11 protein-coding genes are annotated in these 13,127 nt (G+C 62.5%); 7 read left to right on the forward strand and 4 right to left on the reverse strand.

All coding sequences use genetic code 11. The features are described from left to right. The first annotated feature begins 8 nt into the window (after positions 1-8). From JQ628_RS03370 to JQ628_RS03380, 3 genes are all read left to right on the forward strand, one after another. Complete coding sequence (locus JQ628_RS03370) at positions 9-1,580, forward strand: isochorismatase family protein (RefSeq protein ID WP_212219105.1); 1,572 nt, start codon at positions 9-11, stop codon at positions 1,578-1,580. Positions 1,581-1,592: 12 nt separating this feature from the next. Then, a complete protein-coding gene (locus JQ628_RS03375) occupies positions 1,593-2,219 on the forward strand; it encodes an FMN-dependent NADH-azoreductase (protein ID WP_212219108.1) in 627 nt (208 codons plus the stop codon). Between the two features lie 365 nt (positions 2,220-2,584). Continuing rightward, positions 2,585-2,800, forward strand: coding sequence for a hypothetical protein (locus tag JQ628_RS03380; protein WP_212219111.1), 216 nt, complete (start codon positions 2,585-2,587; stop codon positions 2,798-2,800). A 37-nt stretch (positions 2,801-2,837) separates the two neighbouring features. Here JQ628_RS03380 and JQ628_RS03385 read toward each other — a convergent pair whose 3' ends face one another. From JQ628_RS03385 to JQ628_RS03395, 3 genes are all read right to left on the reverse strand, one after another. Then, positions 2,838-4,448: a hypothetical protein gene (locus JQ628_RS03385; protein WP_212219114.1), complete on the reverse strand. Its 1,611-nt coding sequence runs from the start codon at positions 4,446-4,448 to the stop codon at positions 2,838-2,840. 15 nt (positions 4,449-4,463) lie between these two features. After that, positions 4,464-6,920, reverse strand: a complete 2,457-nt coding sequence (locus tag JQ628_RS03390) for a TonB-dependent receptor domain-containing protein (protein ID WP_212219117.1) — start codon at positions 6,918-6,920, stop codon at positions 4,464-4,466. Between the two features lie 128 nt (positions 6,921-7,048). Next, on the reverse strand, positions 7,049-8,404 hold the full coding sequence (locus tag JQ628_RS03395; RefSeq protein ID WP_212219120.1) for a histidine kinase: 1,356 nt from the start codon (positions 8,402-8,404) through the stop codon (positions 7,049-7,051). 223 nt (positions 8,405-8,627) lie between these two features. Here JQ628_RS03395 and JQ628_RS03400 point away from each other — a divergent pair, with 223 nt between their 5' ends. Continuing rightward, positions 8,628-9,248, forward strand: coding sequence for a response regulator transcription factor (locus tag JQ628_RS03400; RefSeq protein ID WP_212219124.1), 621 nt, complete (start codon positions 8,628-8,630; stop codon positions 9,246-9,248). 27 nt (positions 9,249-9,275) lie between these two features. Beyond that, on the forward strand, positions 9,276-10,121 hold the full coding sequence (gene fghA / locus JQ628_RS03405) for an S-formylglutathione hydrolase (protein WP_212219127.1): 846 nt from the start codon (positions 9,276-9,278) through the stop codon (positions 10,119-10,121). Positions 10,122-10,259: 138 nt separating this feature from the next. On the opposite strand, the gene JQ628_RS03410 is transcribed toward fghA, so the two are convergent. Next, positions 10,260-10,769: a DUF3280 domain-containing protein gene (locus JQ628_RS03410; RefSeq protein ID WP_212219130.1), complete on the reverse strand. Its 510-nt coding sequence runs from the start codon at positions 10,767-10,769 to the stop codon at positions 10,260-10,262. A gap of 162 nt (positions 10,770-10,931) precedes the next feature. On the opposite strand from JQ628_RS03410, the gene JQ628_RS03415 reads away from it, so the two are divergent. Continuing rightward, positions 10,932-12,113 (forward strand): ABC transporter substrate-binding protein, encoded by a 1,182-nt coding sequence (locus JQ628_RS03415; protein WP_212219133.1) that lies wholly within the window; start codon positions 10,932-10,934, stop codon positions 12,111-12,113. A 14-nt stretch (positions 12,114-12,127) separates the two neighbouring features. Further along, positions 12,128-13,102: a YVTN family beta-propeller repeat protein gene (locus tag JQ628_RS03420; RefSeq protein WP_212219136.1), complete on the forward strand. Its 975-nt coding sequence runs from the start codon at positions 12,128-12,130 to the stop codon at positions 13,100-13,102. Positions 13,103-13,127 lie beyond the last annotated feature (25 nt).

Genomic DNA, 13,127 nt, shown 5'->3' on the forward strand with positions numbered 1-13,127 from the left:
CGCAACCGATGACGCATGTCACCCTGCGGACCGGATTTGAAGACCTGATCGATCCCTACGCGCCGGTCGGCCAGGTGGGGACGGGTTTTGACTTCACGGAAGGGCCGATCTGGCATCCGGTGGATCAGTATCTGCTGTTCTCCGACATGCCGGCCGATGTGCGCCGGCGCTGGGATATCAGGCGCGGTGTGGTCGAGGTCAGGCGTCCTTCGAACAAATGCAACGGCATGACCTATGACGCCGAGTTGAACCTGATCGTCTGCGAGCACGCGACCTCTTCCCTCATCCGCGAACGGCCCGACGGACGGCGCGAGGTGCTCGCCTCGCATTTCGAGAACCAGGAGTTCAACAGCCCGAACGACGTCTGCGTGCACTCCTCCGGCGCGATCTATTTCAGCGATCCCTGGTACGGGCGCATGCCGGTCTATGGCGTCGAGCGGCCGCGGCAGCTCGGTTTCCAGGGCGTCTATCGCATTCCGCCCGCCGGGGGCGCGCCGAAATTACTGGTCGACCGCCATCTATTCGAGCAGCCGAACGGATTGTGCTTCTCGCCCGACGAGCGCGTACTTTACGTCAACGACACCGTGCAGGCGGTGATCCGCGCCTTCGATGTCGAGGCCGATGGCGCACTTTCCAATCCCCGCACGTTTGCAAGCGGCATCCGCTCCGAACTCGAACCTGGGCTGCCCGACGGCATGAAATGCGACCAGCGCGGCAATGTCTGGGTCACGGCGCCCGGCGGCGTCTGGGTCTATTCCCCCGCCGGCGATCTGCTCGGTAAGGTCCGCCTTCCCGAACTGGTCGCCAACCTCGCCTGGGGCGGCGCCGATTTCCGCACGCTTTATCTGACCGCGACCCATTCGGTCTATGCGATCCCGACCAGGGTCGGACCGCGTCACGAACCCTATATGAGCGGCAAACCTAGCGGCGCCGGCGCAGCTTCCGCTGCACCAGCACCTATTCTAAACGGCGGCGATATGCAGCTCGATCCAAAACGCTGCGCGATGATCATCCAGGATCTCCAGAACGACGTCATCATGGAAGGCGGCGCCTTCGCAGATTCAGGATCGCCCGGCCACGCCCGCCAGCAGCGTGTCGTCGACAATGTCCGTCGCCTCGCAGACGCCGCCCGCGCACGCGGCGTCGTCATCATCCATGTCTGGTTCATCGTCGAGGCCGGCGCACCCGGCGTCACCCTCAACGCGCCGCTGTTCGAGGGGCTGGTCGACAGCAAGGCGATGGTGCGCGGCAGTTGGGGCGCGGCGCCGGTCGCAGGCCTCGAGCCGCGCGGCGGCGATTTCGTGGTCGAAAAGATGCGCATGAGCGCCTGGGAAGGCACAAGGCTGGAAACCATTTTGAAGGCGACCGGCCGCGACATGATCATCAATACCGGAGCCTGGACCAATATGTCGGTCGAGCACACCGCGCGCACCGGCGCCGACAAAGGCTATTTCATGATCGTGCCGGAGGATTGCTGCTCGACGATGAACGCCGACTGGCACAACGCATCGATCAACTTCGCGCTACAGAACGTCTCGATCGTGACCAACGCCGAGGCCGTCATCAAGGCGCTCGGCTGAAAGGCACGCAGGGTGCCAAAACTGCTTCACATCGCCTGCTCGCCGCGCGCCGATTCTGAATCGGCCGCAGCCGCGCGCGTTTTCCTGGATCGTTTCCGAACGGCGCGGCCGGACTGGGACATCGACGCGATGAACCTCTGGAAGGATTACCTGCCGGAATTCGAAGGCTACATCCTGGAAGCCAAATATTCCCGCATCGGTGGGCGCGGTTTCACCGACTCGCAGCGCGATGCCTTTGCCGTCGCCGAGCGCATCGCGGTTCGCTTCTCGCTGGCCGAACGCGTGCTGATTTCGACGCCGATGTGGAATTTTGGCATTCCCTACAAGCTCAAGCAATGGATCGACGTGATCACGCAGCCCGGATTGACATTCCGGTTCGATCCCGCGCAAGGCTACTTGCCGCTACTCAAGGATCGGCCGACGGTCGTGATCATCGCCAGCGGCAGCGATTTCGTCACCGGCATGAACCGCGGCCGCATCGACATGGCAACGCCCTATTTGCGCGAGGCGCTTCGCTTCATCGGCGTCAGCAATGTGCGCTTCGTGCCGATCGGCCCGACCGCCGGACCGGCCGAGCCGATCAGGGCTGCGCGCGAAAGCGTCCATCAGCGCCTCATCTCACTGGCGGCGAGTTTTTGAACGCTGCCGCAAACTGCCGGAAAACCCGCTGCTCGCTGCCCACTCACGATTGGATGATCACCGGAATCACTTCATAGTGGGCACTCAGCCGGGGGGGCTGATCCGTTTGTCCGCGACATTGCAATACCTAACGCGACGTTCTCCTTGCCGAGAGAAATTTCCCTGCGTGTTCAACGCTTTGAGAACCCGTCATAGGCGGAATGGCCTGCCGGTTCGGCTGGGTATCGTGCGTTGCTGCCTAACGCCGTCGAGCCGTTTGGCTCGTGCGCCTCGCGGCCGGCGAAGCATCCGTATGACTACGGGTGGGCCAGTGGCACGAACTCTGCATAGGCCAAGCCAGCACTTGCATCACTACGAAGGACACCATGCTCGTTACTCTTGTCGCTATTCTCTGCAATGGCCAGCTTTGCCTGGAGAAGGTCGTTACAACCAGTGAGCAGTCAGGCATCACCATGACGGCCTGCGCGGTCCATGGCCAGATCGGGATCGCCGACTGGCTTGCCAAAGGGCCGTACCACGCATGGAAGCTGGAACGTTACAAATGCGTTCTGGGCACATACGTCCCGAAGAAAGAGGCCTGAGTCCGCACGGCTGATCGAACGGCCGCGCACGATCCATTCACTTGCAGGCCGCATTTCCGGCATCTGCGATGGTGAGGAAAGTGATCGTGGCCGGCGCAAGCTCGACTGAACCGGCCGGCGATCTGATCGCAGCAAGGGACGGAAGACGATCTTCTGGATCGAGTTCGAGCACTGCTCCATTGAGCTTCACTTCGGCGCCCTCCGGATGCTCGGCCGACAGTGTGTAGCGCTCGCTGGGAAGCGGCAGTTGAAGGATCGCGGCGGACGTTCGCGCTGTATTGATCGCCAGCAATGTGACGTCTCCGGCAATGCCACGCCGGCAATGCGCATAGACGTGCGTCCCGCGATGCTCGCCGGCATCGAGAACAGTCGTGCCCATGAGCCTGCGCCAGAGCAGCGCCGCCCAATAGTTCGGCCGCGGCTTTAACGTCGTCTCGTCAAGCAGGCCGTAATCGCTCGCAGCGAGCGTGTTGTGCGCGACCACCTGCACGCCGGCCCTGGCGAGGCGGCCAAGCTGATCGAGATAGCGAAAGCTGTCGAGGAATGTGGAGGCCCAAGCGTCACCTCCGCAGGCGGCTTGAGCGGTTTCAGTGACCCATATCGGCTTGCCCGGCTCGAACTCGTCCCTGAGCGTTTGGTAAAGCGCGCGAGTCTGGTCCGTGCTCGCCAGCCAATCTTCCGACAGGGCATTTTCGGCCGTGACCCGGCCCGGTATGCCGGAGCACCGTTGCGAGACCGCGCCATAGTGATGATACGAAAAGACGTCGATGCCGGGTCCGGATGCCGTAAGAATATCCCGTGTGCTGATGGTGTCGGAGCCGGGCTGCGCCGCTGACGGCGATGCCGCGGTTTCTCCGGCCGAGCCGGGGCCCAGCACGGTCAAATCCGGATCGCTTTCCCTGATGAGCGCCCGAAAGATTTTGAAGTCGCGCCCGTAGGCCGTGGCGTCGTAGCCTTTTGGCGCTCCCCCGATCGCCGGCAGCGTGGGTTCGTTCATGAACTCGGCAGCGGCAACTCTGCCGCCGACGGATTTCGTATAAGCAAGGAAGCGGCGAGCCTGATCGCCCTGCCATTGACCCGCCGCATTCCGAACACCGGAGCCTATTGCCATGGAGGTCACGATGTCCGCGTCAACGGCGCGGGCGAAATCAATGACGCTCTTCCAGCGGTCGCGACCAAGCACGGCGGTGAAACCGCGCGGCGGCGCGGGCGGCGCGTGATCGCTGTCGGCAAAATATGTCGTGTTGGCCCAGGTGCCGCTTACACGCATGTAGGCCGGGCCGAGAGCAGCAGCCAATGTGCGTAGCCGCGGGTTGAGCAGGTCGATCGGCGCGCGATATTTGAAGAGGTCGGAGCGGCCGGCGCTGGCAGCGTCAGGGCTCGATGCAGCGGAAGCGCTGACCGCGTACGGCTTCCAGAATTCTCCGCCGGTAACCTCGACCATCTCCACATTGTAGGACTGAAAGCGCTCGCCGATCGTTCCGAGACGGGGTAGCCGTGAAGGAGCGACCTCAATCGTTGGCGCCTGGACAACGGCGCCCTCCGTTGCCGCGAGCGCGGCGACGGCAATTGCCGCAGCGGCGGCCAGTGCTCGGATCGGCCATTTCCGCGGGCATCTGCCGCAGCAATTGTTGAGAACAGAGACCATCTCGCGCCGTCAGTTTTAGAACGTCGCCTTGAGACCTGCGTAGAACGCGCGCGGCTGCGCCGGACTGACCGAGCGCGGATCAACGAATGGCGCGCCGCCATTGTAGAAGTTCGGCACGTCATCGGTTTGGAAGAAAGTACCGTAAGTCGCGTAGCGATTGTCGAAGATGTTATTCACGCGCCCATAAATCTGAAATGTCTTGTTGATCTGATACGAGGCGTGGACGTTGAAAACGGCGTAACCCGGCAGCCTCGGGAACTGGTTGGATTCATCCCCGGCAAAGAACTGGTTGCTGACGAACAGCGCGTCTCCGCCAACCTTGAAGGCATCGGTGATCCAGTAGTCGATGCCGGCCTTGATTCGATTGCGGGGGATCGCCGGAATTCGGTTGCCCGGCACAACCTGTATATTGCCGTCGACCGCAAACGGGCTGTTGGAGCCGAGTTGCATCGCATCGAGGAAGCGCGCGTCCACAAGGGTATAGCTGGCATATAGCTGTAGCGTCTTCGACGTCAGATTGACCTGGGCCTCGATGCCCTGGCGCCGCGTCCTTCCCACATTCTGGAAATAGCCGAAGCCCTGTAGCTCCGGGCTCGGGATCGCGAGGATGTCGTCGGCATTGGTGGCGCGGAACGCGCCGACCTTCCAACTGAGCGTGCCGACATTGAGCTCCGTCGTGCCGCGGAAACCGGCCTCAACGGTACGCGACACGACCTGCTTCAGCGGCGGGTCCGAGATGAGGAATGCGGCAGCGATACACGGGCGCGCCGGGTCGGCGCATGCGAGCTCCAGCGGCGTCGGTGCGCGATTGGCTTCGGAATAGCCGGCATAGGCCGTCAGGCCCGGCGTGATCTTGTAGGTGCCGCCGATCATCGGATTGAAGCGGCTGAACGTATGGCTGCCGTTGAGATCGGTGCCGATCAGATCCTGAAGGACGATGCTTGCATAATTGAACCGGCCGCCGCCCGAGATCGAAAACGCATCCGTCACGTCGAACGTATCGAGCATATAGAGGCCAGTGTATCGGTTGGTGGCGCGAAGATCGACCGGGCCGATCGAAACCGGCGTGCCGGATCGCCCGAGAAATATGCCGCTGCCGCTGACGACGTAATTCGGGTTGATCGTGCCCAATTCCGCGCTGGCCCCGAAACGGGTGACGCCGGAATCGAAACTGGTGCCGATCATGAACTGATTGTTGTGACCGAACAACTGGTCGGTGTTGGTCGCCTGTAGCGTTGCTCCCGTCGTCGTCGAGCGGGTCGTTGTCCGGTCGATCTGCCCCAGCACGGCGTCGGCGGGAAAGGGATTTACGATCGGGACTCCGTTGAGACCATTCGCGAAGGAAGTATCGTCGTTGAAGCAAAGGAACGCGTCATTGGGGGCCGCACATGGCTCCGTCTCGGTCGGGTTGCCGTCTACCGTCTTCTGCCTGAATGCACGAACCCGTGCCGAGCCTTCGATCGTCCAGGTCGGCGTGACATCGACCTTTCCGGTCAGGTTGGCATAGGCAACGCGGTTGTCCGTGGTCTGGGGCGTCGTATAGGTCGCGCCCCAATATTTCTGGAGCAATTCGACCGGCACGGTCGCAGCCGCGCCGAAATTGTTCTTGGCGGCACCTACGTTGAGGTGAAACTCGCCGCTGTCGGTCCGGTAGCCGACATCGCCATAGAAGCGGCGGATCGCGGACTCCGAAAAATTGCGGTATCCGTTGTCGCGCACGCCTTCCAATGCGCCATAGACGGAAACATTGCCGAACTGCTTGCCATACTGCGCCGAACTCTGGATGCGTCCGAACGAGCCGCCCATCGTGTTGATTTCGGCGCCCTGGTAGTTGAAGCCATCCTTCATCTGCACGTTGACGGCACCGCCCAGCGCATTGAGTCCGAATGCGGGATTGTTGGTCACGACGGTGACGGACCTGATCGCGGCCGTCGGAATCAAATCCCAATGGACGGTGTCGCCGAACGCTTCATTGACGCGCACCCCGTTCTGGTAGACCGCGAGGCCTTGCGGCGTGCCGGAGACGGGCGATGCGACAAAGCCGCGAAACTGGATATCCGGCATGAACGGGTTGCCGGTCGTATCGCTGACGATGATACCCGGCACCTGTTGCTGTAGCGCATCCGCGATGTTCAGCGAGTCGGTGCGCGCGATCTGCGCGGCGCCAACGGCATTGATGGCCGCCGGCACCTTGTCGACGTTCATTCCCGAGCCCACCGTCGGCGTGGGCGCCGTCGGATAGACGTAAACCCGTCGCACATTCCTGGCGGCGGTGGGGGTACGCGGCGCGCTTCTGCTGCGAGACGGTCTGGCGGCTGGCGCCGTCGGCGGGGCGGTTACCTCGATGGAGGGTAAGGCCTCGAGTTCCCCGGCCCTGTCCTGGGCTTGAACACGATCGTTCACCGCAACCAGACAGATCGACAACGCCCCGATCGACAGGAATCGAGCACCCATCCACTTCATCCCCACCATTCCGGCTGCCTGGTCCCCTGCCGGTCAGGTGCAAGCGATATTAGGGCGTCGGCAACATTGCGCTACGTTCAAAACGTCTCACTCGACCGAGCGCCTTCTTCCCGGTGGAATCGGGAAAAATTCCCGGATCAGCAGACGGAGCCTTTTGGAATCAGCGCCTCGACCGTCACTCCATTCCCTCCGGAAGCGATCGTAAGCGAGCCTCCCAGCGCCAGGATGCGCTCGCGCATGCCAGTAAGACCAAGGCCGAGCTTGTGATCCGACTTCAATCCGCAGCCATCGTCGATCACGCGCACCCGTGCACAGCCGCGGTCGTCCGATGTCGTCTCCGCGGGCTCAACGGTGACGTTGACGTGCGTCGCATTGGCGTGCCGGAACACATTTGTCAGGGCTTCCTGAATGACGCGGTAGATCGTCAAATCGACCGTCTCCCCGGTGTCGCCGAGAACAGGCGAAATAGCCGCCTCGACGACGACACCCGGGTGGGACTCGCCCCATAGACGAAAGAGAGCACCGAGCGCCTGGCGGAGGCCCAGTTCCGCGAGCCCCACCGGACGCAGCCGTTCGAGCACGCGCCGATTGGATTGCTGCAATGTGTCCACCTGCTCCAGGATGGCGCCGCCATGCTTGCGCAATGCGCCGCGATTTGGCTCGCTCGTATCCGCCATCCGCGTCAGCGCACTGGCATGGGCCCGCAACGCAAACAGATGGGGCCCGAATTCATCGTGCAGTTCCCGCGCGATTTCCTTGCGCTCGGCATCCTGGAGCGAGACCACGCGCTCGGCCAGCCGCCTCTTGTCGTCGACGGCACCGCCCAGCGCGGCGGCGAGATGATTCAGTTTTTCGCAGATGGCGGCAAGCTCCGGCGAGCCCTCCGGCTTCACACGGGTGTCATAGCTGCCGGATTCGATTTTCGTGATCGCCTGCGAAAGCGCCTCGAGCGGCGAGAGCGCGCGGCCAACGACCATGCTCGTGATCAGAAAGAGAACGATCGCAACGCCCGAGCCGATCAGGAGCTGGGTGACGATGCCGTCCCATATCTCGGCCATCTCATCGTTCGGATGGGAGGTGATCAGCAGCGAGCCTGGCTTGCCCCTCAGCGAAATCGGCACGCTTACGGCCGTCTTCTGGGGATGAACGAGCGCAACGAACCAGGCGGGCGGCGAACGGGTATCGTTGTCGGAGCGATCTGTGTCCGCGGCCCCGCCGGCGGCCTCTCCCTGCCGCGTGATGCTGACGTGGCGCAGACGGTTGAGATCATGAACAATCTGGTTCAGCCGCGCTTCCCCGTCCGGCGCCTCGTTCAATCCGGCAACGATCGTTTCAATGAATTCACGCGCCAGCCGTATCACGCTTTGATCTTCGGCCTGAACGCGAGGCCCCGCCTCGAGCACCAGCCGCCCGACATTGATCGCCAGGCCCAGTGCAAGGACAACCGCGAGAAGCAGATTGACCCGGGCGCGCAAGGAAAGCTTTTGCCACATGTCGTTTGTCCAAGAGAGAAGTCGCCTTTGTCTGAGAGCGAAGTCGCCTTCGGTTCCTGGCGAGTGAAGCGTTGACAGACAAAAAAGCCGACGATCTAATTGAAAGCGTACAGTAACATCGCGCAGGTTGCACGGCAGTCAACGGCAAGTATCGTTCCTGCTCGCTGCACTCACCTGACGCGGTGCGTCAACAGTATTGACGTGGTAGCCGGGGAGCAACGCCATGCGCGTCCTGATCGTCGATGATCATCGCATCGTTGCGTCAGGTTGCCGCGCGTTGTTCGCCGAGGATCCCGACATCGAGATATTGGAAGCGTCCGACGCCGAGAGCGGCGAGCGCGTCTTCGAACGGAAGCATCCCGACGTCTGCGTTCTCGATATCAATCTTCCGACCGTATCAGGCTATGAACTGGCGCGGCGCATCCTCACGCGCGACCCGTCCGCGCGCATCATCATGTTCAGCATGAACGATGATCCGGTATTCGCCGCACGCGCCATCGAGGTCGGCGCCAAGGGCTATGTTTCAAAAGCGGGCGATCCGCAGGACTTGGTCGACGCCATCCGTGAGGTTGCGCGCGGCGGGCACTATTTGCCGCCGGCGATGGCGCGAAGCATCGCCTTCGCGGGACCGGCCTATGCGCAAAGCCCGCTTGCAAAACTGACCTCGCGCGAGATGGAGATATTGCGCCTGCTCAGCACCGGCAAAAGCCTCGCCGAGATTGCGTGGCTGGTGCATTCCTCCTACAAGACGGTCGCCAACACGTCCTCGATCATGCGGCAGAAGCTCGGCGTGCGGACCTCCGCCGAACTGGTGCGGCTGGCCATCGAGAACCGCGTGGCCTGAGATAGACCCGCGCCGCAGACCGAGAACATGACAATCCAGACCGTTTCGCTCAACAAGTCTCATGGCGGCATGCAGGGCGTCTACAGGCACGCCAGTCGCGAGACAGGGACAGACATGACCTTCTCGGTCTATGTCCCACCTCACGAGGACGGTGCGAGGCTGCCCGTGGTCTGGTATCTGTCGGGATTGACCTGCACCCATGCCAATGTGACAGAAAAAGGCGAATTCCGCCGCTCATGCGCAGAGCTCGGATTGATCTTCGTTGCACCGGACACCAGCCCACGCGGCGACGGTGTGCCGGGCGATCCACAAAACGCCTACGATTTCGGGCTCGGCGCCGGCTTCTATGTCGACGCAACGGAGCAGCCGTTCGCGCGCCATTACCGGATGTGGAGCTATGTCACGGAAGAGCTGCCAAAACTGGTCGCCGAACATTTTCCGGTCGATGCCGTCAGGCAATCCATCTTCGGCCACTCCGTGGGCGGTCACGGCGCGCTGACCGTTGCGTTGCGCCATCCCGACCGCTACCGCGCCGCCAGCGCGTTCTCGCCCATCGTTGCCCCTTCACAGGTGCCATGGGGCATCAAGGCGCTGGGCGGCTATCTCGGCGACAACAAGCAGGCGTGGCGCAAGCACGATGCAGTCGCGCTGATCGAGGATGGCGCCAGATTTTCCGATCTGCTGGTGGATTATGGCGATGCCGATTCGTTTCTGGCCGAGCAGCTTCGCCCCGAATTGTTGCAAGCGGCCTGCGAGAAAGCGGGTATTCCCCTCAACCTGCGCCGCCAGGCCGGCTACGATCACAGCTACTACTTCATCTCCACCTTCATGGACGATCATCTGCGCTGGCACGCCGCGCGCCTGGAGGCATGAATTGTGCGCGGGCTAGAGCAAGATGACTTCTCTTCGAATCGTCATCTCGCTCTATCTTTTTGTTTTACGCATGATCTCCGCGCAAACGCTTCGCGTTTGTCGCAGGGAAAACCGGTGCCCACTTTTCCGGATCATGCGCTATTGCGGCTTGCCGTAGTTCGGCGCCAGCAAGCGGTTGCGCACGAGATAGCTGGTCGCCCGCGTCCAGGATTCATCGGTGTTGCCGCGGAAATCGGCGTTCATCGCGGTGATCAGCTGTCCGCTATGCGCATCGCGTACGAAGATGGTCAGATTGAGGATCAGCGTCGAGACTTTCCGCATCACGCCCGTGATGACGAGGTCGGCGCCAATCCGCTGCGCAAACTGGACGTCGCAGCCGCCGCAGGCCTGCAAATTGGCGCCTTCCGCCGCCGCCTTCACCGGAGCGATGTCGAGCAGCTGGAATTTGCCGGATTCCGCCAGCTGCCGGCGCACCAGATCGCTGATGCGGATCAGCCGATCATGCTCGTCGGCCTGAGGCCCCCTCATCTCGCCCTCGAGGCTCGTATCCAGCAATTCGAAATCGAAGATGGCGGTTTTCGGCGGCTCGGCGCGGGCCGGCGCCGATATCAGCAGCACCAGCGTGACGATGGCGAACAGTGCTTTCATGAACGTGATCCCGGCGTCGGACGGCGCAACGGCAAAATGCGGGGTTGCAAGCTAAGCCAATTCAGTCATGGTTCAAGTCAAGAGTGACGGCAAGCTGACGTCCTTGCCAGTCAACGGTTCCATTCATCGCCGGCCAAGTCGCGCGAGTGTCAGGGAGGAACGATGATCCGATGGTTGGTCGGCGCGATCGGTTTCTGCATCGTGGCGACCCATGCGGTTGCGGCCGACCCGATCGAGATCGGCATCGGCTATCTCGGTCAGGCCGGCCTCAAATCGACATTGTCCCTGATCGAACAGCCCGCGGAAAACAACGGCATTGCCGGCGCGCGCCTCGCGATCGAGGACAACAACACGACCGGCCGATTCCTCAATCAGCGGTTTGCCCTGGAGGAGGTCAGGCTGAAGGAGGGCGAGGAGGTTGCCAAGGCGGCGACGGAGCTCGCCAGCCGCAACGGCTTCATCATCGCCGATCTCCCCGCAGATGCGCTACTCAAGGCCGCCGACGCGCTGCGCGATCGCGGGACCGTTCTGTTCAATGCGGGATCGATCGACGAGCGGCTGCGCGAGCAGGATTGCCGCGCCAATGTGATCCATGTTGCGCCGACCCGCGCAATGCTTGCGGATGCGCTTGCGCAATATCTCGTGTGGAAGCAGTGGAAGCGCTGGCTGCTGGTGGTCGGCTCGCACGATCGGGACAAGCTGTATGCCGAGGCGCTGCGGCGCGCGGCCACGCGCTTCGGAGCCAAAATTGTCCAGGAACGAGTGTTCGAGGATACCGGCGGCGCCCGGCGCACCGACAGCGGCGTAACACTGATCCAGCGCCAGATGCCCCTCTTCACGCAGCAGGCGCCGGCCTACGACGTCCTCGTCGCGGCCGACGAGAGCGAGGTGTTCGCCGCCTATCTGCCCTACCGGACATGGGACCCGCGGCCGGTCGCGGGCTCGGCGGGCCTGGTGCCGAAGAGCTGGGACCCCGCGCTCGACCAATGGGGCGCGATACAGATGCAGAACCGGTTCATGAAGTTGAATTCGCGGCGGATGACTGATCTCGACATGCAGGCATGGACCGCGGTGCGCATGATCGGGGAAGCAACATCGCGCACCAATTCCGGTGACCCGAAAGCCGTGTTTGACTTTCTCAAGCGTCCGGATTTTTCCGTTGCCGCGTTCAAGGGACAGCGGCTGACGCTGCGGGACTGGAATCTGCAGCTTCGCCAGCCCATCCTGCTGGTCGACGGCCGCATGGTGGTCTCGGTCTCGCCGCAGGAGGGTTTTCTGCATCAGGTATCGGAGCTCGATACGCTCGGGTTCGACCGGCCCGAGACCAAGTGCAAGCTGCGTTGAGGACGGAGAAGCGCATGTGGCGTTCCTACCTGCTTTGTGGATTGATCGGCTGGATCGCAGCCGTGATGCCGGCCTCCGCCTTTGTCGCCTATGTCTCGAATGAGAAGAGCAACACCGTCTCGGTGATCGACACCGACAAATGGACCGTCACCAAAACGATTAAGGTCGGCCAGCGCCCACGCGGCATCGAATTTTCAAGGGACGGCAAGTCCGTGTTCGTCGCGGTCGGCGATGACGACAAGATCGAGGTGATCGACGCGAAGAGCCAGCAGGTGGTGGATTCCCTGCCCTCCGGCCCCGATCCGGAACTCTTCACCCAGGATGCCGCCGGCAAGACGCTCTATGTCGCCAACGAGAACGACAACACGGTCACGGTCATCGACCTCGCCAAGCGGGTCCGCGTGGGCGAAATTCAGGTCGGCGTCGAGCCCGAAGGCATGACCCTCAGCCCGGACGGCAAGATCCTGATCAACACCTCCGAGACCACCAACATGGCGCATTTCATCGACACGGCGACGCGCGAGATCGTCGCTAATGTGCTGGTCGATGCGCGGCCGCGGTTTGCCGAATTCAAGAGTGACAGCTCCGAATTATGGGTGTCGTCGGAGATCGGCGGCACCGTGTCGATTATCGACCCCGCCAAGCGCAGCATCACCAAGAAGATCAGCTTCAACATTCCGGGGCTGCGGAGCGAAGCCATCCAGCCGGTCGGCATCGGCATCACCAAGGACGGCAAGACGGCGTTCATCGCGCTCGGCCCTGCCAACCGTGTCGCCGTCGTCGATGCCGCTAGCCACGCGGTGACCAAATATCTTCTGGTCGGCCAGCGGGTCTGGCACATGGCGTTCACCCCGGACGAAAAATATCTGCTGGTGACCAACGGCGTCTCCAACGACATCTCCGTGATCGACGTGGCGGCGCAAAGGGTGATCAAGACGATCCAGGTCGGCGAGTTGCCGTGGGGCATCACGATTGCACCGCAGCCATGACAGCATCCTCCGCATCTGCCGCCGG

Source organism: Bradyrhizobium lablabi, assembly GCF_018129385.1.
GTDB lineage: Bacteria > Pseudomonadota > Alphaproteobacteria > Rhizobiales > Xanthobacteraceae > Bradyrhizobium > Bradyrhizobium lablabi_C.